The organism is Ruegeria meonggei (genome assembly GCF_900172215.1).
In the GTDB taxonomy this organism is placed as follows: domain Bacteria; phylum Pseudomonadota; class Alphaproteobacteria; order Rhodobacterales; family Rhodobacteraceae; genus Ruegeria; species Ruegeria meonggei.
Genome location: NZ_FWFP01000014.1, coordinates 68,948 through 92,609, shown reverse-complemented (window position 1 = coordinate 92,609; position 23,662 = coordinate 68,948). Strand labels below are relative to the sequence as shown.

The window sequence follows — 23,662 nt, the reverse complement described above, 5'->3', positions numbered from 1 at the left end:
CATGACTTTCAGCGACCTGATCGACCGCCGGGGAACCAACAGTTCAAAATGGGACAAGATGGAGAAGCTCTATGGCGTGCCGCCACAGGACGGGCTGGCCATGTGGACCGCGGATTCCGATTATCCCACCGCACCTTGCGTGATCGAAGCGGTTCGTGAGGCTGCGGATCACGGTGTCTTTGGCTATTCCTGGATGCACCCGGATTACTTGAATTCGGTCCAGTGGTGGATGAAAAACCGCCACGGTTGGGATGTCGATACCGATTGGGTTCTGACCTCACAAGGGTTGGGCAATGCAATCGCGCTGTGCCTCGATGTCTGGAGCGAACCGGGCGACGGCGTGGTGATTTTCACGCCCGTTTACCATGAGTTCGCGCACAAGGTGAACAAGTCCGGCCGCCGGGTGGTTGAATGCCCACTGGTAAGGCAGGGCGAAACCTATTCCCTTGATCTGGATGACGCGCAATCTCGGCTGGATGGTTCAGAAAAGCTGTTGCTGTGGTGTTCGCCGCAAAACCCCTCGGGCCGTGTCTGGACTGCCGAAGAGCTGCGCGCCGTGGCCGCGTTTGCCGAGCGGAATGGGTTGATCCTGGTTACGGACGAGATCCATCACGATCTGGTCTATCCCGGCAACACCTTTGTTCCAATGGATGTGGCGGCACCGGATGCACGACCCTGGACCGTGACGCTGACGGCCGCGTCCAAGACATTCAACATCGCAGGGCAGCGGACGGGTAACATGATCATCCCCAACCCCAAACTGCGCGCGACCATGCGCCACCGCATTCAAACGCTGGATTATGATCCCAGCGCATTGGGGGTGGCCATGATCACCGCCGCCTATACTTCGCAGGGTGCCGCTTGGGTTGATGCCCAGGTCGCGCATCTGGACGGCAACCGCAAACTGTTCGACGCCGCCATCGCTGACATCCCCGGCATGTGGTCCATGCCGCTGCAGGCCACCTATCTGGCCTGGGTAGATTTCTCGGGCACCGGGATGAGCCACGATGAGTTTGTCCGACGCCTGCGCGAGGATGCCAAGATCGCCACCTCATCCGGGCCCGGGTTTGGCGCGGGCGGCGAAACCTTCGAGCGGTTCAACCTCGCCACGCAGCGCGCCCGCATAGAAGAGGCTTGCACCCGGCTGAAACACGCCTTTTCCGACCTGCAATAGCCGTGCGGCGGCTTGCACTGATATCCTTGGTGTTCGTGCTGGCAGGGGCCGCGTGGCTAGGGTGGCATCGTTTTGGGCCGGGGCCATCGGCCCCGCCCATGGCCCCGGATGCGGTGCGGGTCGACCATATATTGATTGAGAAATCCGCCCGCCTCCTGACCGCCTCGCTGGACGGGGCGGTTGTCCTGCAAGCGGACGTGGCGCTTGGGTTCGCTCCTGAAGGGGACAAACAACAAGAAGGCGACGGAAAGACCCCGATTGGTGTCTTCGAAATCGACCGCCGCAATCCCCAAAGCGCGTTTCACCTTTCACTGGGGATCAACTATCCCCAACCCAAAGACATCGAAAACGCCCATGCGCAGGGGATCGATCCGGGCGGTGACATCTTCATCCACGGTCAACCCAACGGCGTGGTTGGCATGACCCTGCCCGGAGACTGGACCGCAGGCTGCATCGCCCTGTCAAATGCTGAGATGGCAAAGCTATGGAGTCTGACTTCCAACGGGACTGTGGTTGAAATCCGCCCTTAGTCCTCGTGCCCCAACAGCGCAATCGGCGCATCCGGCGCACGATAGAAATCCAGCGGAGCCTTGTCGGCCGCAGCCGTACTGCGCTTGAATTCATAGCGCATTTCACCTGCTTCATCGTCGTCGGCGATGATCAGGCATTGATACAGGTGCTTCGCACCATCGAAGATATCGACCAAACCGCGCAGCTGAGGCGTGGTTTCCGCCTCAACCGTGAAGCTATCTTTCCACAATCTTAGAATTTTAAATGTATTGTCGCCAAACTCGACACGCAAACGGCTGGTTTTCTTCAGCCCCGCGATTCGCGCCGCATCCAGTTCGGCCGTGATTTCCTTTGAAACATAAGTACTCATACCAATTCTTCCCCCGCGCTGGACTCTATTGTGGGGCCCTGAATGTAAAAATCCAGTGAAGCTGGTCACACAGACATGCACGAAATCAACCTGTTGCGCGAAAATCCCAGCAGAACCTGTGCGCAAACGCAGGGATTGTGCGCGCGCCCTCGCATAGGAACGGCCCAGACACCCTCTTATCTTTGCCAAAATCGCAAAGCGGAGAACTCGATATGGGCCTGTTGGTTGACGGCAAATGGCACGACACCTGGTATGACACCAAATCCACTGGCGGTGCGTTCAAACGCAGCGCTGCGCAATTTCGCAATTGGCTGACCGCTGATGGCAGCGCCGGTCCATCCGGCAAGGCCGGGTTCAAGGCTGAACCGGGGCGCTATCACCTCTACGTTAGCCACGCCTGCCCCTGGGCGCACCGAACGCTGATCTTCCGGGAGTTGAAAGGTCTGAGGGACTTGATATCGGTCTCGGTCGTGCATCCTGACATGCTGGAAAAAGGCTGGACCTTTGAGACGGGCGCGCACGGGGCAACTGGCGACACCCTTTTTGGGTTCGACTATGCGCATCAGGTCTATACGAAGGCCGATCCGAGCTACTCGGGTCGCGTCACAGTGCCGATCCTGTGGGACAAAAAACAGGCAACGATCGTCTCAAACGAAAGCTCTGAAATCATCCGCATGTTCAACACGGCGTTCAACGGGATCACCGGCAATACCGATGATTACTGGCCCGCCGCGATGCGGGATGAGATTGAAGAGGTCAACGCCCGCATCTATTCCGACGTCAACAACGGTGTCTACAAATCCGGTTTTGCGACCAGCCAGGCGGCCTATGATGCAGCCGTCGACCCCCTGTTCGACTCTCTCGATTGGCTTGAGGACCGTCTGGCGTCCCACCGCTATGTGATGGGCGACCGCGTGACCGAGGCCGATTGGCGGCTGTTCACCACGTTGATCCGGTTTGATCCGGTCTATCACCTGCATTTCAAATGCAATCGGCGGCGGCTGATCGACTACCCCAATCTGTGGGCCTTCACACGCGAACTGTACCAATGGCCGGGCGTCGCGCAGACGGTGAATATGAACCACATCGTGCGCCACTATCATTACAGCCACGACAGCATCAATCCGCATCGGATCATCCCGACAAACCCGGTGCTGGATTACATGGAGCCACACGGGCGCGATCAGCGACCCGCCGCGTAATGTTCGACCATCGCCGCCAGATCCTCTGGCGGCGTTCCGCTTTGCACATAGGCACAGGCATTGGGGCTGTGGGCAAAGATCGACCCGTCTGAGAAAAAGGTGGTGTTGGTGACAAAGATCACCCGTGCCTCTGGGCGGCGATAGCTGGCAAAATCGGCGACAGCCAGCGCGCTGCCGGCTTCCAGCACCAGATCCAACACGATGATATCGAAATCCGCGCCATACAGCGCAAGGATCGCGGCCTCTTGACCAGTCACAAGCGTGACCTCGGCACCCTGCCGTTCAAGATGCCTTTTCCAGACCCGACCCAGATCGGGGTTACTCTCAACAATCAAAACATTCATATGCAACAACCTCGGCACTTGATGTGGTGATTGGTGCCGACCCTTGTTGTTTGTGATCACGCTATTTCCTTAACAAAGTGTTAACAGCGCCGGCAGAGCCCCGTGATCACGCGGAATTGCTTGTATGAGCGGCAGAAATCCGCTTGAACCGGGCCAAAGCAGGCGAATCCGGTGGAACCCCTATGGCAAGCCATGACCAAGATTTGAACCCTCGGGCGGCGCGTGACCACGGCGGCGGGCTTGACGGTGCCATCACCGCGTATGGCGGCGTGCGTGCCGACTGGATAGACCTGTCCACCGGCATCAACCCGCAGCCCTATGGAGTATCGGGCCTTACCCCATCGGATTGGAGCGATCTGCCCGATCATGGCGCGTTTGAGTGTCTGACAAATGCGGCGCGCTCGTTTTGGTCTGTGCCGGACGGCGCGGCGATCCTGCCTGTACCCGGGGCCTCAGCGATTATCGCCCGCATTCCGGCGCTTGCCCCGCAGGCCCGTGTGCAGATCACAATGCCTACGTATAACGAACATGCCGCCGCTTTTGCCGCCCAAGGCTGGACCGTGCAGCCAGGTGGCCCGGCAGAGGCCCGCGTCATCGTGCATCCAAACAACCCGGATGGGCGGACATGGAGCGAGGTGGATGCGTGCGCGCCCCTGACTGTGATCGACGAAAGCTTTTGTGATATCAGCCCCGATGTCTCGTTGATCCGTCTGTCGCAGCGACCCGGTGTCATCGTGCTAAAGAGCTTTGGCAAATTCTGGGGATTGGCAGGGATGCGCTTGGGCTTTGCAATTGGGCAACCCGACCTGATCGCGCAGTTGAACGATCTAACAGGCCCTTGGGCGGTGTCCGGCCCTGCCCTTCGGATCGGGGAACGCGCGCTGCGAGACACCGGCTGGGCTGACGAGACCCGACAGCGCCTGACCGAGGATGCCGCCCGTCTGGACAGGCTTGTCACCGCCAAGGGGGCCACGTTGATCGGAGGCACACCCTTGTTCCGCCTCTTCGAAGTTAACAACGCCACCGAATGGCAGGACCAATTGGCACGCGGCCAAATCTGGAGTCGCATCTTTCCCTATTCACAGACCTATCTGCGACTGGGCCTGCCCCCTGCCCATGGGTGGGATCGGCTGGAGGCCGCGCTGTGAGCACCGCCTTTCTGCTGGTCTGCGCCATGTGTCTGGACGCAGCCCTGGGCGAGCCGAACTGGCTGTGGTCGCGGGTCCGGCATCCGGCGGTTCTGATGGGCAATATCATCGGCTGGCTGGACACACGTCTGAACCAGAGAAGCCAGCGACGGCTGAAGGGGATCGCCGTTGTGTTGCTGATGGTCTGCGGAGCGGTGGTCCTCGGGCGCGGGCTGGCAATGCTGGGGCCGGTGGTTGAACTTGTCCTCTGCGCAATCCTGTTGGCGCAAAAATCGCTGGTCTCTCATGTTCGCGCGGTCGGCGACGGGCTGCGTGCCTCGCTGGAGGACGGCCGCGCAAAAGTGGCTATGATCGTCTCACGCGACACAACCGATATGACCGAAGCGCAGGTGGCGCGGTCAGCCATCGAAAGTGCCGCAGAAAACCTCAGCGACGGGGTGATTGCGCCTGCGTTCTGGTTCCTGATCGCAGGGCTGCCGGGCCTGTTGGTTTATAAGGCGATCAATACCGCCGACAGCATGATCGGGTATCGAACCGAAAAATACCACGCCTTCGGATGGGCCGCTGCCCGTCTGGACGATCTGCTGAACCTGATCCCTGCCCGCCTGACTTATGTGATGATCGTGGCGCTGTCCGGTCAATGGGCGCGCTGGTCTGATATGGTGGCGGACGCCCGACGCCATATCTCGCCCAATGCGGGCTGGCCCGAGGCCGCCATGGCGCGTGCACTCGATGTCGCCCTCGCAGGCCCGCGCAGCTATGACGGCCAACTCCGTGACCTGGCTTGGGTCAATGGCGAGGCCCCGCACGAGATCGGAGCACCAGAGGTTTTCCGCGCATGTGACATGCTTTGGAGGGTTTGGGGGCTTGCGCTTGGCCTCGTGTCGGTGTGGGTTGGGTTCAACTTTATTCTCTGACGGATCCGTTCATGCGCTTTCTCTCTGCCTTTGTTGCCGCCGCCCTACTCACCACACCTGCCCTTGCCCAATGCGGTGGTGGGTTCAATTCCTTTGTCAAAGGGCTGAAATCCGAGGCCGTTCAGCAGGGTTTTGACAAGTCCACCGTCAACGCGTTTTTCAAAGGCGTGCAACAGGACAACGCGGTGTTGAAGGCCGACCGGGCGCAGGGCGTGTTCCAGAAACCGTTCATCGATTTCTCACGCCATCTGATCTCGCAAAACCGGATTGACCGCGGGCAGGCGATGTCGCGCAAATACGACGCGGTGTTTGATAGAATCGAAGCCGAGTACGGTATCTCGCGCGGCGTGTTGCTGGCCTTCTGGGCGTTCGAGACCGACTACGGCGCGTTTCAGGGCGATTTCAACACCCGCAATGCGCTGGTCACACTCGCCCATGATTGCCGCCGGCCAGAGTTGTTCCGACCCCAGGTTTTCGCCGCAATCGAACTGTACCAACAAGGCAATTTTGATCCAGCTCGCACAACCGGTGCATGGGCGGGCGAAATCGGCATGGTGCAGATGTTGCCCCGCGACATTCTTGAAAACGGCGTGGACGGGGATGGCGACGGCACAGTCTCGCTCAAGACCTCAGCCCCTGATGCGTTGATGTCGGGGGGCAAGATGCTGTCACATCTGGGATGGCAACCGGGCCAGCCCTGGTTGCAAGAAGTGACGCTCCCTGCACAGATGGACTGGTCCTTGTCCGGCCCCGGCAAGCCACGTTCGGTTTCCGACTGGCAGGCAATGGGCGTGCAGGTGCGCAGCGGGTCCTTGGCCAACCTGCCTGCCTCGCTGATCCTGCCACAGGGGCACAAGGGGCCCGCCTTTCTGGCCTACCCCAATTTCGACGTCTATTTCGAGTGGAACCAAAGCTTTGTCTATGTGCTGACCGCCGCCTATTTCGGCACCCGTCTGGAAGGCGGACAAATCTATGATGCTGGCAACCCGGCGCCCGGTCTGTCCGGCGCACAAATGAAGCAGTTGCAAAGCAAGCTGCAGGCGCGCGGCTATGACGTTGGCAAGATTGACGGCATCTTGGGGGCCGGAACCCGCGCAGCGGTTCAGGCCGAACAAGCGCGGCTGGGGCTGCCTGCGGATGCCTGGCCAACGGCGGATTTGTTGGGACGGTTGTAAGGGCTGGTTCGTTTACGCGACCTTTTCCTGATTGCGCGCCATTGACGGGTCGAATGCATGGACCAGCACTGACGAACCCTCAGTTTCAATCGCCGTGTTGGGCTTGATCTCGACCCAATCGTCATTATCCACATCCAGCGGCTCGGAAGAAATGATGATACCGTCCTTGCAGACGCGGTAGTGTAGGCTGGGTGCGTAACGGTCAGAAGCATAGCGTGCTGCAAAAACACGTTTGCCATCTGACCAGCATGCCGCAAATCGTAGGTATGGGAGCGCACCACTTTGTCTGGACAGTGTCTCCACCCGCCCAATTGCGCGCTCCATAGCCCCGATTGGGTCGGTGTTCAGACCCTCGCCATGGGCGATCAGGAAGATTGCCTCGCTCTCTGTTGCCCCCATGCGGTATCCGTATAACTGCGCTGGGATCATGGCATCTAGCGCCTGCCGAATTCTGTCATGACCCCCAGCCTGTCCGTTGTGCATGAAGCTCCATTTGTCGAAGCCAAAAGGGTGACAGTTGTTTCGCGAAGTTGCGGTTCCTGTTGAGGCCCGCACATGCGCCAGGAAAAGCCGTGATCGGGTGTGATGTGCCAACTGCTTGAGATTGGCATCGGACCAGGCCGGATGGGTGTCCTTGTAGAAGCACGGCGTTCCACGATCAGAATACCAGGCCAGTCCGAAACCATCGGCATTTATCGGCGTTTTTCCGATCAGCGCATTTCGGCTTTGAATAACAAGAGATTGCTCCTGCTCCTGGATCAACTCGTCCAGATATCGCTGCTCGCCTACCCAAGCCAAAAACCGGCACATACACCACTCTCCGTCGTCTTTGATGATTTCGCACGACGATATCATCTGGACGAGCAGCTATTCTCCCAAAGATCACTAAGTTTTTTGATATTTGCTATCATTTGATTGGCATTTGGCGCAGAGTTCAGATCATTTACTCATTCCGAACCGGATACCGATCGCCTTTTTCGTCAATCAGGATCAGCCGTTCACCGCTGCGGACATACAGATCGCACCGGGTGAACCCGTTGCGATAGGCAATGCAGACGCTGCCGTCTTCGGCGATGGAATAGGTGCCAAAGGCCGAGTCGCCGCTGGCGTAGGTAAACGAATAGGCCCCGCCTGCCGAAAACTTGGACTGACCGTCATCATAAAAAGTCAGGGTGCGGCCTGCGAGCCCATCCAATTCCACGGACGACAGGGGGACATCGCCGGGTTTGGTGGGCCACTCGGCTGCCCAGAGCGGTCCGGCGGCCAAAAGCGCGAGGATCAGAAAACGTGTCATGCGGCCAGCTTACCCTGCAGGGCCGGCAGATGGTCATAACGTTGCAGTGATCGGTCAGGCAACCATCTGTTCGGCTTTTTTCAGATCAACCGAAACAAGCTGGCTGACGCCTTGTTCCTGCATGGTCACACCAAACAACCGGTCCATCCGCGCCATGGTCACCGCGTGGTGGGTGATAATCAAAAAGCGGGTGTCGGTCTGGCGGCACATCTCGTCCAGCAGGTCGCAGAACCGGGTGACATTGGCATCATCCAGCGGCGCGTCGACCTCGTCCAGCACACAGATGGGCGCCGGGTTGGCGAGGAAGACGCCAAAGATCAACGCCGTAGCTGTCAGGGTCTGTTCCCCCCCCGACAACAGGCTTAGGGTCGAGAGTTTTTTACCCGGTGGCTGACACATGATCTCAAGTCCCGCATCCAGCGGATCGTCGCTTTCAACCATGACCAGATTGGCCTCACCACCGCCGAACAAATGTTTGAACAGCATGGCAAAGTTCGAGTTCACCTGCTCAAACGCGGTCAGCAGACGTTCGCGGCCTTCGCGGTTCAGGCTGGCAATGCCGCTGCGCAGCGCCTTGATCGCCTCTTCCAAATCAGCCTTTTCAGTGTTCAGGGTGTCAAACTCCTCCTGAACCTCTTTGGCGTCCTCCTCGGCACGCAGGTTCACCGCCCCCATGGCGTCACGCTGACGCTTGTGGCGGTTCACTTCTGCTTCCAAAGCATCAGCGGCAGGCATCTGGTCCGGGTTCACGTCCAGCTGGTTCAACAATTGATTGGGCGTCAATTGCTGATCCTCGGCAATCCGCTCTGACGTAGCAGCCACGCTTTCCTTGGCGGCATCACACCGCGCCTCGGCCGCCGCACGGGCCTCGCGAGCTTCTGAGGCCAAACGCTCCGAATCCCGCTCAGCAATTACGACCTCGCGCTGTTGGCGCTCAGCCTCGGCAAGTTTGTCTGCCGATTCAGCGCGACGGGCCTCGGCCGTTTCGATCAGCTCATTCAGCTCTTCGCGCGCTTCGGCAATTTCGGCCGGGGCAGCCATTGCTTCTGACAGTTCCTCTTCGGAACCTTCCTTGCGCTCGGCCAGTTCGGAAATCCGTTTTTCAGCCGTTTCCAGGCGGTGCCTCCAGCCGCTGAGGTCCTTGGTCACTTCTTGCGTCCGGCGCGTCCGGGCCTCACCCTCGCGGCGCAGTTCATCATGCGACGACCGGTGGGTCAGCATGGTGATCCGCGCGGCCTCGACCGTTTGTTTGATGTCTTCGACCTGGGCGCGGGCGCTGTCGAGATTGCCCAGCCCCACCAACACGCTTTCTGCCTCGCGCAGCTGAGCACGGGCCGACATGGCGTCCTCTTTGTGGCGATCTACAGCGAGGGTCAGGGTCTCAAGCTTGCCCTGGGCCAGATTGCGGTCGGCTTCGGCCCGGCTGAGCTGACGCGCGGTCTCGGCCATACGCTGATCCGCCGCGCGACGCGCCTCGCGCGCGCGGCGGTCGGCCTCGGTCACATCGGCCAGTTGCTGCGACAGGGCCTCATGTGCCGCGCGGGCCCCATCGGCTTGCGCCTCGGTGCGAGTCAGCTCCTGTTTCAGCGCTTCCAGCTTGTTCAACTGTTCCAAACGCAATGCCGCCGCACTGGGCGCATCCTCGGCCCAAGCCCGGAAGCCATCCCAACGCCACAGGTCGCCTGAGCGTGATACCAAACGCTGCCCAGGCTTCAATGATGCCTGCAGGCGCGCGCCCTGATCTGCATCGACCAATCCGATCTGTGCGATCCGACGGCTAAGGCGATCAGGACCCGACACGTGCAAGGCCAGCGGTTCTGTCCCTTCGGGCAATGGCTGGTCACTGTCGTAACCCGCCATCTGCACCCAGCCAGAGGGGCCATCGCCCTCGACCAAAGGTGCGCGCAGATCGTCGGCCAGCGCGGCTCCCAAAGCCTTTTCATAGCCCGGGGCCACACGCAGCAGGTCCAGAACCTGACCACCTTCGGCAGTGTCGCGTTCAACCAGCTTGGCCAGCGCTGTCGTCTCGGCGCGAATGGCGCCCAGCTCTCCTTCGGCCTCGGAACGTTGCGCGCGGGCCTCGGCCTCGCGGCCTTGTGTTTCGTTGCGCAGCTCATCTGCGGCGGCCAAGGCCTCTTCGGCGGCCTCAGCCGCCTCTCGGGCTTCTTCTTCACCCTCTTGCGCCGCTTCAAATGCCTCACTGGCGCGGGTCAGGGCCGATTTGGCCTCTGCCACTGCGGCACGGGCTTTTTCTTCCTCGCCTTCAGATCGGGCCAATGTCTTGCGGCTGTCTTCGACCAAACGCTGCCCCGATTGGTGACGCGCCACCAGACGCGCCATATCCTCGGTCTCTTGGGAGAGGTGATCTTCGCGGTCCTGCAGGACTGACGCGGCCTCGCGCGCGATTTCGGCGGCCTCGGCCACTTTGTCCTCATGCCCTTCGGCAGCTTTGGTCAGCTCGCGCGCTTCCCATTCCAGACGTTCGATCATCTGGCCCGCGTCGCGATTCAGACCGGTTTCGCGTTCGATATCATTGCCCAACTGCTGAATACGGTTGGTCAATGTCTCAATGGTTTGGCGGGCGCGGGTTTCCTGATCGGTCAGTGCATCGCGTTGTACTTGCTGGCGTTGCAACACTGCGGCAGCAATGGCCTCTTCTTCGCGCAAGGGCGGCAAAGTCTCTTCGATCTCAGCCCGCTTGGCAGCGGCGGCGCGGGCGTCAGCCTCGGCGCGGGACGCTTCGGTAATCCGTTCGCGCAGCTTTTCTTCGGCTTGCTGGCGGGCCATATCAGCCTCTTTCCAGCGCCGATACAGCAACATGCCTTCGGCCTGACGCAGCTGTTCACCAATCTCGCGATAGCGCGCGGCCTGACGGGCCTGACGGGCCAGCTGGGCCAGTTGCGTGCCCAACTGCTCCAACACATCATCAACGCGGGTCAGATTGGATTCGGTGCCTTTCAGCTTCAGCTCGGCCTCGTGGCGGCGCTGATACAGGCCCGAGATCCCAGCGGCCTCTTCCAGAATGCGGCGACGGGCGCGGGGCTTGGCGTTTATCAGCTCGGCAATACGGTTCTGCCCCACCAGCGCTGGCGAATGCGCCCCGGTCGAGGCGTCGGCAAACAGCATCTGCACATCGCGCGCCCGCACATCCTTACCGTTGGTTTTATAAGCGCTGCCCACATCGCGAGTGATGCGACGGATGATTTCAAGCTGGTCGTTGTCGTTGAACCCCGAGGGCGCCAGACGTTCCGAGTTGTCCATGGTCAGAACAACTTCGGCAAAGTTGCGGGCCGAGCGTGTGGCGGCACCGGCAAAAATCACATCCTCCATCGCGCCACCGCGCATGGATTTGGGGCGGTTTTCCCCCATCACCCAGCGCAACGCTTCCAGAAGGTTGGACTTCCCGCACCCATTCGGACCCACCACACCGGTCAAACCGTCCGCGATGATCAGATCGGTCGGATCAACAAAGCTTTTAAAGCCGGTCAGTTTGAGTTTGCTAAAGCGCAATGGCCGCTTGGTCCCATGATTCCTATATCTGGAAGTTTGCGCAACTGATTGGGGGTGAGTCAACGCAGTTACGCAGGATGTGGGAGATCACCCCGACTTATCCACAACATCTTGCCGAAATGCGCAAGAAAACGCGTATCTCAGTACGGCGTGCATTCAAACACCTGATAGCCGCAATCCTTGCCGATATCTTCAAAAAGGCCGAAATCGACACATTCGTAATTCGGGGTTGAGACAGCGGTCAACAGCAACCTCTCTCCGGCGGCGCGGTCACATCCCAAAACGCCAACCGTCACCGCCGCGTCGCCTAGCACATCTAGAATGGCACAGCCCGAGACCTGCGCCATAGCCAGCCCGGCCCGATCTCGGATCGGGCCCAGGCGCGGGGCGTATTGCGTGTTGATCCGCACCGCCTCGGCAAGATCACCGCGCACGCGCACGTCAAACACGCTGCCGTTCACCGCCACACGGGTTGCAGGCAGGTCGCGAAAATAGGGGGTGCCGGCCGAACATGCGGCCAGCACCAGAAGAGACAGATACCGGATCATGCGCCCAACTTTGGCGCAATATGGTTAACAGAACCTTTCCGGTCTTATGCGCGCAGCACGTCCCCCAAGCGGCGGATACCCTCACGAATCGTGGCCTCGTCCGAGTTCGAGAAACTCAGCCGGATCGTGTTGGCGCCGGATCCATCCGGGAAAAAGGCCTGACCGGGCACAAAAGCAACCTTCACGCTGTCCAGCGCACGCGCCAGAAGGTCGGCACCGTCTGTGCCTTTTGGCAAGGTCACCCAGATGAACATGCCGCCCTCGGGCTTGGTCCATTCCACACCGTCAGGCATATAGGTTGCCAGCGCGTCCAGCATGGCATCGCGGCGAGCGCCATAGACCCGGCGCAGCATGGGGATATGTGTGTCAAAGCTGGCCCGCGCCACCTGATCAATGGCCATCTGGTTGATCGTTGCCGAATGTAGGTCTGCCGCCTGTTTCATCAGCACCAATTGCGAGATCACCGGCTTGGCTGCCACGACCCAACCGACCCGCAAACCTGGCGACAGGGTCTTTGAAAAGCTGCCGCAATAGACCGTCCGACAAGATTCGATCGCGCCTTTGCGCGCAAGTTCCAACGCCAGAACCGGGGGGATCGCCTCCCCGTCATAGCGGAGCGCCTGATACGCGCCGTCTTCGATCACCGCACAGTTCAACTCATCCGCCAGATCCAGCAGGGCTTCTCGGCCGCGCAGATCAACGGTTTCACCGGTCGGGTTGGCGAAATCCGGCGACAGATAGGCGAATTTTACCGCACCCTCACCCGCTGCGGCATTGTACTCTGCAGCCCTGCTATTGCCATTGATGCTCAGCCGATCAAAACGCGGCTCATAGGCGTTGAAGGCGGCCAGCGCGCCCAGATAGGTCGGCCATCCAACCAGCGCAGTATCACCAGGCGACAGGTAAAGCTTGCCCAGGTAGTCAAGCGCCTGCTGCGATCCCGAAGTGATCAGGATGTTGTCCAGCCCGCATTCAATGCCGATCTCGCGCATGTGGTCGACCAGCCATTCACGCAGCGGCGCATAGCCTTCGCTTACCGAATACTGCAGCGCCTGCGCCTGACTTTCCGGCCCTAACGCGCTTTGGAAAGCGGCCGAAAATCCTTCGGCGGGAAACAGGGCCGGGTCCGGAATGCCTCCCGCAAAGGATATGATCCCCGGCTGGTCCAGCAGTTTAAGCAATTCGCGTATTTCTGACGCTTTCATGCGCGATGTTCGCGTGGCGAACAGGTCTTTCGTAGACATGAGTCTCCTCCTTCTCACGTTCGGCAGATTAGACATCGCGCGATTAATGTCAATAATGCTGACCTAATGTTTCAAACAGGTGATTGGCCCTTCTTGAACCGGCTGCAAAACCGTGGTCATATGATTTGACCAATCCCGGACCGATAGCTGTATGCCCTTTCAAAAAGTCCAGACCGACAAGCTGTCCATTGCGGTGGTCAAACAAATCGAATTGCTGATCCTGCGCGGTATCCTGCGCCCCGGGGAAAGACTGCCGCCGGAACGTGATCTGGCCGACCGGCTGGGCGTTTCGCGCCCGTCGCTGCGCGAGGCGATTGCCGAGTTGCAGGAGCAGGGCTTGCTAAGTGCCAAGGCGGGTTCAGGCATCTATGTGGCCGAAGTTCTGGGCTCGGCCTTTTCCCCGGCCCTGATCCGGCTGTTCAGTAGCCATGACGAGGCGGTATTCGACTACCTCTCGTTCCGGCGCGACATGGAAGGTCTGGCAGCGGAGCGTACGGCCCGGCTAGGCTCGGACAGCGATCTGAAAGTCATTCAGGCGATCTTTGACAAGATGGAGACCGCCCATACCCGCAACGCCACCGAGGAAGAGGCGCATCTGGACGCACAGTTCCACATGGCCATCATCGAAGCCAGCCATAATGTGGTGATGCTGCATATGATGCGATCCATGTATGATCTGCTGCAGCAAGGCGTGTTTTACAACCGCCAGATGATGTTTCAGCAGCGCGCAACGCGCGAGGCCATTCTGGACCAGCACCGCACCATCAACACCGCCTTGCAGGCCCGCGACCCAGAAAGGGCGCGCGACGCCGTGCAACAACATCTGAGCTTTGTCCGACGCAGCATGGAAGACCACCAGAAAGCCGCCCGCAACGAAGCGATTGCCCAGCAGCGGCTGCAACACGAGACCGGGCAGACCTGATGTTCATTGGCCATTTGCCCGGCGCATATCTGTTCTTTCGGGCTGCGGCACCAGGTGTCGACAAATTGGCCTTTACAGCGGCCATGATCGGCGCAGTTGCGCCTGACCTCGATATGCTTTGGTTTTATTTGGTCGATAGCCGCGCACATCATCACCATGCTTACCTGACGCATCGGCCAATTCTGTGGGTCGGCATAGTACTGGCAGGATTGATGCTTAGACTTCGAATGCCGCGAGCTGGAATTGTTCTTATATTCTTTGGCGCCGGCGGGGTGGTGCATATGGCGCTGGATTCAATCGTCGGAGAGATTGCCTGGGGCTGGCCGCTGTTGGACGCTTCACATCCCCTTGTCACGGTTCAGGCTACCCATTCGCACTGGATATTATCGTTTCTCAACCACTGGACCTTTGCTGTTGAGATCGCAATCACCGTACTGGCGCTAATAGTCTGGCGTAGGGGTCGACGCCCAATACTGCATCCAGAGTGACACCGCCGGGGGCTTGCGCTTTAGATACCGTGGAAAATCCGCATTACGCCATGCTTCCACATGTCCAGACGTTTCAACGGTTGGGGGTCCACGGCGCTGAGATCCGGGAAACTGCCTTCAGCCTCTGAGCGATTGCGCAAAGCCACCGGCATATCGAGAATGGACCGCATCAGCTCATCCGCGTTGCTTTCCAGGCGCCGTTCGCACCGGATCGCCTCGAGCATCTCGGCATTATACTCCTCCATTGCTTCGGATCGCTGACCTTCGCGAAAACGGAATGCACCAATCTGCGCATGTACCGGCAACAGCTCGGCATGACGCGAAAAGCGCAGCCATAGCTCGCCATCAACTGCCAGTTTGAGTGACTCGTCAAACTTGGCACCTGCGCATTCCCACAGGCTACGGCGCCAATAGGTCGATTCCTGCTGAACCCACTGATAGTCGCCAGCCAAAAAGCGGGCACGCGAGACAACTTTGGGGCGACGGATGCTGAGCAGGTTATCCTGCTCGTCGATACAGGTCATCCGGCCAGTCAGCCATTCAATATCCTTGTTAAGCGCAAACAAGGACCCAACAACCGACAACCCGCCAGGCATCAATTTGTCATCGGAATTGATCCAACCCATCACCTCGCCGCGCGAAAGGGCAAACCCTTTGTTCAAAGCATTGGCCTGCCCGGTATCCGGCTCCGAGATCACGTGAGAAAACGCATCGCGGTACCGCGCCACGATGTCCATTGAACTGTCAGTGCTGCCTCCATCCGCAAGGATCAGGTCCAGGTTAGGATACTCTTGTTCCAGCACGGATTTGATTGTGCGTTCCAGAAAGTCGGCGCAATTCAAATTCGGAATCACGACACTGATCATTGGCAGGTCAGTCATGGCAGTCCCATCATAAAATCACCCTGGCCGTAAATTGGTCGGCGGCAAGCAAGTATCGGTCGAGCTTATCTTATTTGCCCGATCAGGCAACAGGGGGCAAAAGCGTCACGGTTAACGTTGTGCAGATCAGCCACTAAAAACAGCAAACCCGGCAGGGTTCTGCCGGGTTGCTTAATACTTGGCTCACACCAAATGCTTAGTGCAGTTTTTCACCTACGTCGGCAATCGCTGAGTCGATCAGCTTGTTCGCATGCGCAGCAGTCATCTGCTTGGCCAGAACCGCATTCGCTGCCGAAACGGCAACGGTGATGGCCTGATCACGGACTTCCTTGACCGCCGATGCCTCGGCCGACGCGATCTGATCCTTTGCGGCCGCCAGACGGCGTGCGATGGATTGTTCCAGATCAGCTTTGGCCTGTTCCGCCGCCAGTGCGGCGTCGTCTTTGGCCGCCGCGACAATAGCGTCTGCCTGAGTCTGAACTTCGCGCTGCTTGCGCTCGTACGAGGCCAGCAGACTGCGCGCTTCTTCATGCAAGGCGCGGGCTTCGTCCAGTTCGGACTTGATGCCTTCGGCACGGGTGTCCAGCGCACCACCGATCATGCCCGGAACCTTGAAATAGAACAGGACCGCGATGAAAACGATGAAGCCCAGCAGCACCACAAAGTCGGTGTTGCCCAGCGAAAAGAACGGCCCGCTTGCGGCGAATGCAGGGCTGGCCGCGCCCAGGGTCAGGATAAGAGCAAGAGTATTCCGCATGTCACTTATCCCTTCATCTGAGCGTCTACGGCACCGGAAACGGCATCGGCATCCGCCTCGCCCCCCAACGCAGTGACCAGTTCAGCCGCCGTATCCTTGGCAACCACCTGAATGCTGTCCAGCGCACTGGCACGGATGTCGGCAATTGCCTTTTCCGATTCAGCCGCTTTGGCCGCGATTTCCGCGTCTGCCAGAGCAATCGCGTCATCCAGACCAGACTGGATTTCGGCACGGGCTTCGGCCGCAATACGCTGTGCCTCGGCACGGGCATCAGCCAGCGCCTTGTTATAGGCCTCTTCGGCCTCGACCGCTTTGGCCTTCAGATCTTCGGCCGCAGCCAGGTCATTTGTAATGGTCCCCTGACGTTCCGCCAGGATTGCCGCGATACGCGGCAGAGCCACGCGGGACAGGACCAGAAAGATGACGACCAGCGTGATAACCAGCCAGAAAACCTGGTTGGGGAACCAATCGAAGCAGAGCTGCGGCATCCCAATGGCAGAGCCATGGGAGTCGACGCATGTGCCAACTACTTCTTCTGAAATGGGTTCAGTCGCCATGATGTCCTCCGTCGGAACGTTGTCTTTACAACAGGTGGGCCGCTATGGCTTGGGCCCACCCGTGCGTAAGGATCAGGTTCCGCAGATTAGACGGCGAACATCAGCAGCAGCGAGACCAGGAATGCAAAGATCCCCAGGGCTTCTGCAAATGCGATACCGATGAACAGGGTCGCGGTCTGCGATGCAGCCGCTGAAGGGTTGCGAAGGGCGCCGGCCAGGAAGTTGCCTGCTACGTTGCCCACCCCGATTGCGGCTGCGCCGGAACCGATTGCTGCCAGGCCTGCGCCGATGTGTGCGAGATCGCCTTCCATGATGTTTCTCCTTACGAATTGGAAGTTTCGATGTTGGGTTATCAGACCTTAGTGCGAAGGATGCAGTGCATCTTTCAGGTAAACGCAGGTCAGAATGGTGAAGACGTAGGCCTGAATGAAGGCCACCAGGACCTCGAGGCCGTACATTGCGGTAATCGCCAGAACGGACACGGGCGAGATCACGGCGATCGCGGCAAAACCTGCGAAAACCTTGATCACGGCGTGACCGGCCATAACGTTACCGGCAAGACGAATAGAGTGGCTGACCGGGCGTACGAAGTACGAGATCAGCTCGATGATCGCCAGAACGGGGCGCAGTGCCAAAGGCGCGCTGGACACCCAGAACAGACCCAGGAACGCAGCACCATTCTTGACGAAACCCAGAATGGTGACGGTCAGGAACACGGCCAGCGCCAGCGGAATGGTCACGGCGAAATGCGATGTTGTGGTGAAGGACGTCGGGATCAGGCCCAGGAAGTTGGCGCAGACGATGAACATGAACAGGGTCATGACATAGGGGAAGTATTTGACCCCATCCTTGCCGCAGATGTCTTCGAGCATCTTGTAGACAAAGCCGTAAGCCAGTTCAGCCACCGATTGCATCCGGGTCGGCACGATAGCGCGCTTGGAGGTGCTGAGCACCAGCAGGGCAAAGACCGCGGCAATCGCCAGAAACAGCCACAGGGTCACGTTGGTCGGCGTATACCAGGCAATTGCACCGTCGCCAAAAAGTGGCTTGACGATGAATTGATCCATCGGATGGAAAACCAGGCTGCTGCCTTCTGCTGCGGTGGTCTCGCTTGCCACGTTCAGTCCCTCTCGTCCTTATCGGTGGCCTCGGCCGCCGTTTGTTTCTCTTGAGCCTGTTGTGCGCTGCGGAGCATAACCTTCACTCCGGCGACCAGGCCCAGCAATGTAAACAGCACCAGAAAGATCGGGATCGTCCCGAACAGACTGTCCAGCCCGTATCCGATGCCAAATCCGATCCCAAGACCGGAAACCATTTCGATGACCATCCGCCAGGCAAGCTCGCCCCCGGAAAAGTCGGCGTCCGCACGGGCCTCGGGCTTTTGAGCCTTTTTTGTCGCCGCGATCTTGGCCTCCAGCTGCGCCATACGCTGCTTTTGGTCATCATCGGTCACGGGCGTTTCCCTCGTACAGTCTTGGGCATGGTGCTAAGGCGCGCAGGGCACAGAGTCAACGGCGTTGGGCGCCTGAATTGACGCAGGATAAGTAGCTGTATTTGCTGTAAATTTATCAATCTTCGTATTGTCTGAAATTCGCCCCATCCCGACAGGTTGATGGAAACCAGCAGAATCCGCATATTCAACCAAATGGTTGATCATTCCCGTCAATCGGCATCCCCCGCAGCAGCGCGGTCTCATCCAGAAGCCATCCGCGAAAGGCGTTGATCGATTTACGGCGCGCAGACCCAGCGCCCAGAACGAGCCTGAAGCACCCATCCCGAAAGCCGATTGGGAAGCATCGGATCAGACGCCCAGCGCGCAAATCGTCGAGCACACAATCCTGCGACCCGAGGAACACACCCTGCCCGTGCAGCGTCGCCTCAAGCGCCAAACCGGTTTCCATGCGCCACGCCCCGGAGTGGCCGTCGGGAAGCGCAATTCCCGCCAATCCCGCCCATTGTGGCCAGAGATCACCAGATCGGTCCCGGTAAAGACGGTGGCCCAGCAGCTGTGCCGGATCGCTCCAACCGCCGGGACACAACGTTGGCGCAGCATAGGGATACAGGGGGGCATCGCTAAGCAGATCGGACGGCACGCTGAGACTGCCCTGATGGGCAAAGCGAATGGCAAGATCAGCCTCATGGCGCGCGACATCGACCAAGGCGCGGCTTGCTTCGATCCGCAACTCGATTTGAGGGAATGCGGCATAGAAACCGGACAGGCGGGGGATCAGGAACTTCTGGGCGAACAACGGCTCGCAACTGACAGTGATCACGCCTTGGGGCTGTTGGCGGGCCATTTCCGTCGCCGCCGCCACTTCGTCCAATGCGGCGGTGATGCGGGTCAGCAAGGCATGCCCCTCAAGGGTCAGTTCGACCCCGCGCGGCAGATCGCGAAACAGCGAGGCCCCCAGATTATCCTCAAGCCCGCGCACATGGCGGCTGATCGCAGAGTGGCTGACGTTCAGTTCCTCAGCCGCGCGGCTGAAGCTTTCGTGCCGCCCCGCCGCCTCAAAAGCTTTCAGGGCATTTAAAGGGGGTAACAGGCGCGCCATGTTCAATATGTGCAATTTTTAGACATATATCGTCAAGTAATTGATTTTGATACGCCTCTGGCTTTTTGACAAAATGCTTTTGAAATAAGCAAAGGCGTATAAGTCATGGAACAAGCTCAGAGACAGAAGACGCAATTTTTACGTCTGTTTTTAAAACATATCTTCGACTTCATAATCGCGCCAAAGCGCGGCCCGCAGCCGACCCCCCTGCCCCCGACCGACCGAATGGCCCGGGACATCGGTCTGTCAGAGAGCGACCGTGCGCGCCTTTACCTGCGGCTGCCGTCGCAAAACATGCGCCACCCGATGCTCTGACACTCTTTCCGCGCCGGTCGCAAACGATTATGTCTTGGCCATGACTGACCAGCTGGACATCGTATTCGCGGCCCTTGCCGACCCCACCCGCCGCGCCATTCTGGCAATGCTGCTTGAGGATGACATGGCCGTGACGGATGTTGCGGACCCGTTCGAGATGTCGCTGGCGGCGATCTCAAAGCATCTGGTCATCCTGACCAAAGCAGGCCTGATCAGTCAGGAAAAACGCGGGCGGGTGAAATGGTGCAAGCTGGAACCCGACGCCCTGCGCGCGGCATCGGTCTGGATGCAGGGCTTTGGGCAGTTCGAACCGGTCAATCTGGATGCGTTCGAGCGGTTTTTGGAAGTTGAGCTGCCAGCAGCAGACGACTAGGGCCTGGTGTCACCGAACTGCGAACACCGAAACCTTCGAGTGTTTGACCAGGTATCCCGCGTGGCTGGAAAAGATGTAATCGGTGATCCGTGGTGCATGTGTCCCGACGACAATCAGATCAGCTCCGATTTCTTCGGCGGCTTGGTTGAGAGCGTTGTCGACTTCAGCCGCAACATCGACCGAGTGGATATTGCGGCAATCAACCTCGACCCCACTGTCTTTGGCCAGCTGTTCGGTAATGGCGCTGAGTTCTTTGTTTATCGCCGCATGTGTTTGCACGGGATCCCCGGGCTGGCTTCCGGTTACGCTGACCACCGTAATCTTGGCGCTCTGCCATTTGGCAACCTCTGCGACGACCTCGGCGGCCCGACGCACCTCGGGTGGTAAATGCAGATCGACTGGAAACATGATGTGGCTGAACATGGGTTCCTCCTTTTCCCTTGCCTAAAGGTAAAAGAAAGAGAGCCTGCGTGCCTTGATCTGCCTCAAGGGTACATAGCGCGCCGGCCGCGCAGAGCTTAACCTTCTTGGCTGTATTCAACACCGGTGATCACGCCGAACGGATCCGCTCGGCACAACCAAGGTGCCTGTGCCCCGGCGACAGACAGGGTTGTTACCGATCCCGATGGTTGGGTCTGAGTCGAAATCGCCGAAACATCATCGGGACGGACACCCGTCTCTGCCGAGACCAACGCCTCACAACTGCCCTGCAATTCGGCCTCGGTAACCGTGTTGGCGGGGCTAGGCTGATTGCAGGCTGACAGGGCCACTGCAACAGTAAGGAATAGTGCTGATCTCATCGTCTTTTTCCTGCGTTGCCTTGGGCAGAAGCTGGCACACTTTGCGCTGAAAGCAAGCGTCATTCGGCCAGAGGGTTCGGTGCACTGCGCGGCTGATCTTCGGTCTTCAGCAGCAGAACCAGGGCCACAACAGTCAAAACTGCGCCAAACCCGACCAGTAGCGCGGGAGTTGGTTGGCCCAGCGCAACCTCCCACAGGATCACCCAACTGGGCGTCAGATAGGTATAGGCCATGACCTTGGCTGAGGGCAGCCGCAAGGTTGCGAATTGCACCAGCACGAAACTGATCGCCGTGGCAAAGATCGAGACATACAGCAACCCGACCCAAACGATCAGCGGCAGGTTGGCCCAATCCGTCGCGCGGATGTCGGACCACCCGTACAGGGTCAGCAGAATACACCCTGCCACCAACGTTCCAAAGGTAAACACCACAGCTGGTTCACCCCGGTTCAGTTTGCGCACCATCGGCGTATAGATCGCATGGGCCACACAGCCCCAGAAATAGATGATCTCACCGCCACCGATCTCAAAGGCCGTGAGCGCCTGCCAGTCGGCGCGGAAAATCACCCACAACGCGCCTGCCGCGCCAACGGTCAGGGCAAAAGCCATACGCGGCGTCGTGATCTGCCGCAGCAACACCCACCCCGCGATGGCAGACATGATCGGCGTCAGAGTGAAAACGGCGGCGGCACTGACCGGTGGCGCAGTCTTGAGCCCGTGGAACATCAGCACGAAATAGGTAGCAAACAGACCGCCCAAAACCACATAACGCCACGGCGCCTGCGCCGCGCTGCGCGGCAAACCGGTTGTCATCAATGCCGCACCCCCGATCACCACCGACGCAATGGCAAAACGCGCCGCCGTGATCGCCTCGGGTGTGATTTGGTTGGCGATTTGCGCCCCCAGTGAAAAGCTGCCTGCAACCAGCGCCGAAAAGGCAAGCATGGCCAGATGGCCACGGGCCTGAGGGCTCACGGCAGCCAGCCCCTGGACTGTTCCTTGAGAAAGCTCAGAAACGCCTGAACCTTGGTGGTGCGGTGCAGATCCACATGAGTAACCAGCCACAGGTTGCCGAACCATTCCGGCAAGGGCTCGATCACTTCAATCAGGTTGGGATCGCGGGCGGCCTCCCACCGAGCCATAAAGCCGATCCCGGCGCCCGAAAGGACGGCTTCGCGAATGCAGAAGTTGTTGGTGCAGCGAAAAGTGATCTGCTCAGACGGAACGGCCCCGCGCAACCAGCGCGAAAACGGCGCACGGCTGTTTTCATCATCAGTGCCTACAAAATAGTGGCCGGCGAAATCATCAATCCCCGACGGTTTACCGTGGCGGTCGATGTAATCCTTGCTGGCGTAAAGACCGACCTCTTGTGTGATAAAGGGCTGAACCACATTGTCCGGCTGGTCGGGGGCCGAGCCCGCGCGAATGGCCACATGCGCTTCGCCATATTCAAGGCGGAACAGACGATCACCGGTCAGATAGCGCACAATCAGGTCTGGATGCGACTTTTGAAACGCGCTGAGCGTAGGCACGACCAGCGGCGCCAAAGAGCCCAGAGAAGTGACAACCAATTCGCCCGAGACATCGTCTCCGCGCCCTTTCATCCTGCCCACCAACTGATTGAACTGATCCTCGGTGGCCTGCGCCACACGCAGCAGATCCTCACCTGCTTCGGTGGGCGTGTAGCCGCGCGCGTGGCGCTGGAACAGCTTGACAGCCAGCCGTGCCTCGATGGCGTCAATGTGGCGGATAACGGTGGCGTGGTGAACGCCCAGAACCTCGGCCGCACCGCTGACGGTTCCCATACGTGCCACCTGATAGGCGGTCTTTACCTCGTCCCAATTGTCCATCGCATCTGTTCCACTGTGCAAATTCTAACAATGGATGTTGACTTAACAGAGTTTTGTTCGCTCACGCAACATTCATATTGGTACCAGACACGAATTCCACAGCCAAAGGAGCCCCTGACATGACCAGAACCATACTGCATATCGACGCCTCTGCCCGCCGCGAAGGATCCACAAGCCGCGACCTCTCGGACCGGATCGTCAAACATCTGGAGGCGGGGCGCATCATCCGTCGGGATCTTGCGGTCCCGCTGCCTTTGCTGACCGAAGACTGGATCAACGCCAACTTCACCCCCGCCGATCAACGCGACGCGGTTCAGCGCGATCAGCTGGCCTTGTCGGATGAACTGGTGGCCGAGTTGCAGAAGGCCGACACCATTGTGATTGGCCTGCCAATCTACAATTTTTCGGTGCCCGCCGCCTTTAAGGCCTGGATCGATCTGGTCGCCCGGGTTGGCCTGACCTTTTCCCACAACGAAGATGGCCCCAAAGGCCTGCTGGAGGGCAAGCGCGCCGTGCTGGCCATCGCGTCGGGCGGCACTGCAGTCGGGTCCGAGGTCGACTTTACCACCAGTTATGCAAAGCACGTGCTGGGCTTTATCGGCATTCAGGATGTCGACATCGTCGCCGCCGACCAGATGGCGCTGGATGCCGAGGCCGCGCTGAGCAACGCCCACAAGGCGGTCTCGGAACTGGCGGCCTGATCGTCTCTGGCCTTTAAGGCGCGAAACGTCC

29 protein-coding genes are annotated in these 23,662 nt (G+C 59.3%); 11 read left to right on the top strand and 18 right to left on the bottom strand.

Going from position 1 to position 23,662, the window contains the following annotated elements:
* The first annotated feature begins 1 nt into the window (after position 1).
* Both RUM8411_RS19740 and RUM8411_RS19735 read left to right on the top strand, forming a co-directional pair.
* Positions 2-1,174 carry a MalY/PatB family protein gene (locus RUM8411_RS19740; protein WP_085824442.1) on the top strand — a complete coding sequence of 391 codons (1,173 nt, stop codon included), beginning with the start codon at positions 2-4 and terminating at the stop codon, positions 1,172-1,174.
* 29 nt (positions 1,175-1,203) lie between these two features.
* On the top strand, positions 1,204-1,704 hold the full coding sequence (locus RUM8411_RS19735; RefSeq protein WP_234995299.1) for a L,D-transpeptidase family protein: 501 nt from the start codon (positions 1,204-1,206) through the stop codon (positions 1,702-1,704).
* Here the strand turns inward: RUM8411_RS19735 and RUM8411_RS19730 are convergent.
* Positions 1,701-2,054: a hypothetical protein gene (locus tag RUM8411_RS19730; RefSeq protein WP_085824440.1), complete on the bottom strand. Its 354-nt coding sequence runs from the start codon at positions 2,052-2,054 to the stop codon at positions 1,701-1,703. The genes RUM8411_RS19735 and RUM8411_RS19730 overlap by 4 nt on opposite strands.
* A gap of 212 nt (positions 2,055-2,266) precedes the next feature.
* Between RUM8411_RS19730 and RUM8411_RS19725 the strand changes: the two genes are divergently transcribed.
* Positions 2,267-3,256: a glutathione S-transferase family protein gene (locus tag RUM8411_RS19725; protein ID WP_085824439.1), complete on the top strand. Its 990-nt coding sequence runs from the start codon at positions 2,267-2,269 to the stop codon at positions 3,254-3,256.
* Here the strand turns inward: RUM8411_RS19725 and RUM8411_RS19720 are convergent.
* Complete coding sequence (locus RUM8411_RS19720) at positions 3,238-3,600, bottom strand: response regulator transcription factor (protein ID WP_085824438.1); 363 nt, start codon at positions 3,598-3,600, stop codon at positions 3,238-3,240. The two genes, RUM8411_RS19725 and RUM8411_RS19720, sit on opposite strands and share 19 nt — an antisense overlap.
* Before the next feature lie 182 nt (positions 3,601-3,782).
* On the opposite strand from RUM8411_RS19720, the gene RUM8411_RS19715 reads away from it, so the two are divergent.
* The 3 genes from RUM8411_RS19715 to RUM8411_RS19705 are packed head-to-tail and all read left to right on the top strand — an operon-like array spanning position 3,783 to position 6,840.
* A complete protein-coding gene (locus RUM8411_RS19715; protein WP_085824498.1) occupies positions 3,783-4,748 on the top strand; it encodes a threonine-phosphate decarboxylase in 966 nt (321 codons plus the stop codon).
* A complete protein-coding gene (gene cbiB, locus RUM8411_RS19710; protein WP_085824437.1) occupies positions 4,745-5,665 on the top strand; it encodes an adenosylcobinamide-phosphate synthase CbiB in 921 nt (306 codons plus the stop codon). The genes RUM8411_RS19715 and cbiB overlap by 4 nt, the downstream gene beginning before the upstream one ends.
* A gap of 11 nt (positions 5,666-5,676) precedes the next feature.
* Entirely contained in the window at positions 5,677-6,840 is a 1,164-nt protein-coding gene (locus tag RUM8411_RS19705; RefSeq protein WP_085824436.1) for a lytic murein transglycosylase, read from the top strand.
* A gap of 12 nt (positions 6,841-6,852) precedes the next feature.
* Here RUM8411_RS19705 and RUM8411_RS19700 read toward each other — a convergent pair whose 3' ends face one another.
* From RUM8411_RS19700 to RUM8411_RS19680, 5 genes are all read right to left on the bottom strand, one after another.
* Complete coding sequence (locus RUM8411_RS19700; RefSeq protein ID WP_085824435.1) at positions 6,853-7,650, bottom strand: class II glutamine amidotransferase; 798 nt, start codon at positions 7,648-7,650, stop codon at positions 6,853-6,855.
* 133 nt (positions 7,651-7,783) lie between these two features.
* A complete protein-coding gene (locus tag RUM8411_RS19695; protein WP_085824434.1) occupies positions 7,784-8,134 on the bottom strand; it encodes a hypothetical protein in 351 nt (116 codons plus the stop codon).
* A 54-nt stretch (positions 8,135-8,188) separates the two neighbouring features.
* A complete protein-coding gene (locus RUM8411_RS19690) occupies positions 8,189-11,644 on the bottom strand; it encodes a chromosome segregation SMC family protein (RefSeq protein ID WP_085824433.1) in 3,456 nt (1,151 codons plus the stop codon).
* Positions 11,645-11,784: 140 nt separating this feature from the next.
* Positions 11,785-12,192, bottom strand: a complete 408-nt coding sequence (locus RUM8411_RS19685) for a hypothetical protein (protein ID WP_085824432.1) — start codon at positions 12,190-12,192, stop codon at positions 11,785-11,787.
* 44 nt (positions 12,193-12,236) lie between these two features.
* A complete protein-coding gene (locus tag RUM8411_RS19680) occupies positions 12,237-13,436 on the bottom strand; it encodes an aminotransferase-like domain-containing protein (RefSeq protein WP_085824431.1) in 1,200 nt (399 codons plus the stop codon).
* A gap of 151 nt (positions 13,437-13,587) precedes the next feature.
* Between RUM8411_RS19680 and RUM8411_RS19675 the strand changes: the two genes are divergently transcribed.
* Together RUM8411_RS19675 and RUM8411_RS19670 are read left to right on the top strand one after the other, a co-directional pair.
* Entirely contained in the window at positions 13,588-14,358 is a 771-nt protein-coding gene (locus tag RUM8411_RS19675; RefSeq protein ID WP_085824430.1) for an FCD domain-containing protein, read from the top strand.
* The gene (locus RUM8411_RS19670) at positions 14,358-14,846 is read left to right on the top strand and encodes a metal-dependent hydrolase (RefSeq protein WP_085824429.1); all 489 of its coding nucleotides are present in this window, start codon (positions 14,358-14,360) and stop codon (positions 14,844-14,846) included. The genes RUM8411_RS19675 and RUM8411_RS19670 overlap by 1 nt, the downstream gene beginning before the upstream one ends.
* 20 nt (positions 14,847-14,866) lie before the next feature.
* On the opposite strand, the gene RUM8411_RS19665 is transcribed toward RUM8411_RS19670, so the two are convergent.
* The 7 genes from RUM8411_RS19665 to RUM8411_RS19635 all read right to left on the bottom strand — a co-directional run bounded on the left by RUM8411_RS19665 (position 14,867) and on the right by RUM8411_RS19635 (position 19,593).
* Complete coding sequence (locus RUM8411_RS19665; protein WP_085824428.1) at positions 14,867-15,727, bottom strand: glycosyltransferase family 2 protein; 861 nt, start codon at positions 15,725-15,727, stop codon at positions 14,867-14,869.
* Positions 15,728-15,923: 196 nt separating this feature from the next.
* Positions 15,924-16,484: a F0F1 ATP synthase subunit B gene (locus tag RUM8411_RS19660; RefSeq protein ID WP_085824427.1), complete on the bottom strand. Its 561-nt coding sequence runs from the start codon at positions 16,482-16,484 to the stop codon at positions 15,924-15,926.
* Positions 16,485-16,489: 5 nt separating this feature from the next.
* Positions 16,490-17,041 carry a F0F1 ATP synthase subunit B' gene (locus RUM8411_RS19655; RefSeq protein ID WP_085824426.1) on the bottom strand — a complete coding sequence of 184 codons (552 nt, stop codon included), beginning with the start codon at positions 17,039-17,041 and terminating at the stop codon, positions 16,490-16,492.
* A gap of 86 nt (positions 17,042-17,127) precedes the next feature.
* Complete coding sequence (locus RUM8411_RS19650) at positions 17,128-17,352, bottom strand: F0F1 ATP synthase subunit C (protein WP_005981269.1); 225 nt, start codon at positions 17,350-17,352, stop codon at positions 17,128-17,130.
* 48 nt (positions 17,353-17,400) lie between these two features.
* Positions 17,401-18,159: a F0F1 ATP synthase subunit A gene (locus tag RUM8411_RS19645; protein WP_085824425.1), complete on the bottom strand. Its 759-nt coding sequence runs from the start codon at positions 18,157-18,159 to the stop codon at positions 17,401-17,403.
* Positions 18,160-18,161: 2 nt separating this feature from the next.
* A complete protein-coding gene (locus RUM8411_RS19640) occupies positions 18,162-18,494 on the bottom strand; it encodes an AtpZ/AtpI family protein (RefSeq protein WP_085824424.1) in 333 nt (110 codons plus the stop codon).
* A 184-nt stretch (positions 18,495-18,678) separates the two neighbouring features.
* Entirely contained in the window at positions 18,679-19,593 is a 915-nt protein-coding gene (locus RUM8411_RS19635) for a LysR substrate-binding domain-containing protein (protein WP_085824423.1), read from the bottom strand.
* Positions 19,594-19,698: 105 nt separating this feature from the next.
* On the opposite strand from RUM8411_RS19635, the gene RUM8411_RS19630 reads away from it, so the two are divergent.
* Complete coding sequence (locus tag RUM8411_RS19630; protein ID WP_085824422.1) at positions 19,699-19,908, top strand: hypothetical protein; 210 nt, start codon at positions 19,699-19,701, stop codon at positions 19,906-19,908.
* Between the two features lie 40 nt (positions 19,909-19,948).
* Positions 19,949-20,281, top strand: coding sequence for an ArsR/SmtB family transcription factor (locus RUM8411_RS19625; RefSeq protein ID WP_085824421.1), 333 nt, complete (start codon positions 19,949-19,951; stop codon positions 20,279-20,281).
* A gap of 9 nt (positions 20,282-20,290) precedes the next feature.
* Here RUM8411_RS19625 and RUM8411_RS19620 read toward each other — a convergent pair whose 3' ends face one another.
* The 4 genes from RUM8411_RS19620 to RUM8411_RS19605 form a co-directional block, all read right to left on the bottom strand.
* Complete coding sequence (locus RUM8411_RS19620; protein WP_085824420.1) at positions 20,291-20,704, bottom strand: universal stress protein; 414 nt, start codon at positions 20,702-20,704, stop codon at positions 20,291-20,293.
* 95 nt (positions 20,705-20,799) lie between these two features.
* On the bottom strand, positions 20,800-21,081 hold the full coding sequence (locus RUM8411_RS19615; protein WP_085824419.1) for a hypothetical protein: 282 nt from the start codon (positions 21,079-21,081) through the stop codon (positions 20,800-20,802).
* A 59-nt stretch (positions 21,082-21,140) separates the two neighbouring features.
* On the bottom strand, positions 21,141-22,055 hold the full coding sequence (locus tag RUM8411_RS19610; RefSeq protein ID WP_085824418.1) for a DMT family transporter: 915 nt from the start codon (positions 22,053-22,055) through the stop codon (positions 21,141-21,143).
* Entirely contained in the window at positions 22,052-22,930 is an 879-nt protein-coding gene (locus tag RUM8411_RS19605) for a LysR family transcriptional regulator (RefSeq protein ID WP_085824417.1), read from the bottom strand. Before RUM8411_RS19605 ends, RUM8411_RS19610 begins: the two co-directional genes overlap by 4 nt.
* 119 nt (positions 22,931-23,049) lie before the next feature.
* Here RUM8411_RS19605 and RUM8411_RS19600 point away from each other — a divergent pair, with 119 nt between their 5' ends.
* The gene (locus tag RUM8411_RS19600) at positions 23,050-23,631 is read left to right on the top strand and encodes an FMN-dependent NADH-azoreductase (protein WP_085824416.1); all 582 of its coding nucleotides are present in this window, start codon (positions 23,050-23,052) and stop codon (positions 23,629-23,631) included.
* Positions 23,632-23,662: the final 31 nt, after the last annotated feature.

Excerpts from the sequence above, each read along its gene's own strand:
- RUM8411_RS19740 (WP_085824442.1), top strand. The coding sequence starts at position 2 with ATGACTTTCAGCGACCTGATCGACCGCCGGGGAACCAACAGTTCAAAA.
- RUM8411_RS19730 (WP_085824440.1), bottom strand. The coding sequence starts at position 2,054 with ATGAGTACTTATGTTTCAAAGGAAATCACGGCCGAACTGGATGCGGCG.
- RUM8411_RS19725 (WP_085824439.1), top strand. The coding sequence starts at position 2,267 with ATGGGCCTGTTGGTTGACGGCAAATGGCACGACACCTGGTATGACACC.
- RUM8411_RS19720 (WP_085824438.1), bottom strand. The coding sequence starts at position 3,600 with ATGAATGTTTTGATTGTTGAGAGTAACCCCGATCTGGGTCGGGTCTGG.
- RUM8411_RS19715 (WP_085824498.1), top strand. The coding sequence starts at position 3,783 with ATGGCAAGCCATGACCAAGATTTGAACCCTCGGGCGGCGCGTGACCAC.
- RUM8411_RS19705 (WP_085824436.1), top strand. The coding sequence starts at position 5,677 with ATGCGCTTTCTCTCTGCCTTTGTTGCCGCCGCCCTACTCACCACACCT.
- RUM8411_RS19700 (WP_085824435.1), bottom strand. The coding sequence starts at position 7,650 with ATGTGCCGGTTTTTGGCTTGGGTAGGCGAGCAGCGATATCTGGACGAG.
- RUM8411_RS19695 (WP_085824434.1), bottom strand. The coding sequence starts at position 8,134 with ATGACACGTTTTCTGATCCTCGCGCTTTTGGCCGCCGGACCGCTCTGG.
- RUM8411_RS19685 (WP_085824432.1), bottom strand. The coding sequence starts at position 12,192 with ATGATCCGGTATCTGTCTCTTCTGGTGCTGGCCGCATGTTCGGCCGGC.
- RUM8411_RS19680 (WP_085824431.1), bottom strand. The coding sequence starts at position 13,436 with ATGTCTACGAAAGACCTGTTCGCCACGCGAACATCGCGCATGAAAGCG.
- RUM8411_RS19675 (WP_085824430.1), top strand. The coding sequence starts at position 13,588 with ATGCCCTTTCAAAAAGTCCAGACCGACAAGCTGTCCATTGCGGTGGTC.
- RUM8411_RS19670 (WP_085824429.1), top strand. The coding sequence starts at position 14,358 with ATGTTCATTGGCCATTTGCCCGGCGCATATCTGTTCTTTCGGGCTGCG.
- RUM8411_RS19665 (WP_085824428.1), bottom strand. The coding sequence starts at position 15,727 with ATGACTGACCTGCCAATGATCAGTGTCGTGATTCCGAATTTGAATTGC.
- RUM8411_RS19660 (WP_085824427.1), bottom strand. The coding sequence starts at position 16,484 with ATGCGGAATACTCTTGCTCTTATCCTGACCCTGGGCGCGGCCAGCCCT.
- RUM8411_RS19655 (WP_085824426.1), bottom strand. The coding sequence starts at position 17,041 with ATGGCGACTGAACCCATTTCAGAAGAAGTAGTTGGCACATGCGTCGAC.
- RUM8411_RS19650 (WP_005981269.1), bottom strand. The coding sequence starts at position 17,352 with ATGGAAGGCGATCTCGCACACATCGGCGCAGGCCTGGCAGCAATCGGT.
- RUM8411_RS19635 (WP_085824423.1), bottom strand. The coding sequence starts at position 19,593 with ATGGCGCGCCTGTTACCCCCTTTAAATGCCCTGAAAGCTTTTGAGGCG.
- RUM8411_RS19630 (WP_085824422.1), top strand. The coding sequence starts at position 19,699 with ATGGAACAAGCTCAGAGACAGAAGACGCAATTTTTACGTCTGTTTTTA.
- RUM8411_RS19625 (WP_085824421.1), top strand. The coding sequence starts at position 19,949 with ATGACTGACCAGCTGGACATCGTATTCGCGGCCCTTGCCGACCCCACC.
- RUM8411_RS19620 (WP_085824420.1), bottom strand. The coding sequence starts at position 20,704 with ATGTTCAGCCACATCATGTTTCCAGTCGATCTGCATTTACCACCCGAG.
- RUM8411_RS19615 (WP_085824419.1), bottom strand. The coding sequence starts at position 21,081 with ATGAGATCAGCACTATTCCTTACTGTTGCAGTGGCCCTGTCAGCCTGC.
- RUM8411_RS19605 (WP_085824417.1), bottom strand. The coding sequence starts at position 22,930 with ATGGACAATTGGGACGAGGTAAAGACCGCCTATCAGGTGGCACGTATG.
- RUM8411_RS19600 (WP_085824416.1), top strand. The coding sequence starts at position 23,050 with ATGACCAGAACCATACTGCATATCGACGCCTCTGCCCGCCGCGAAGGA.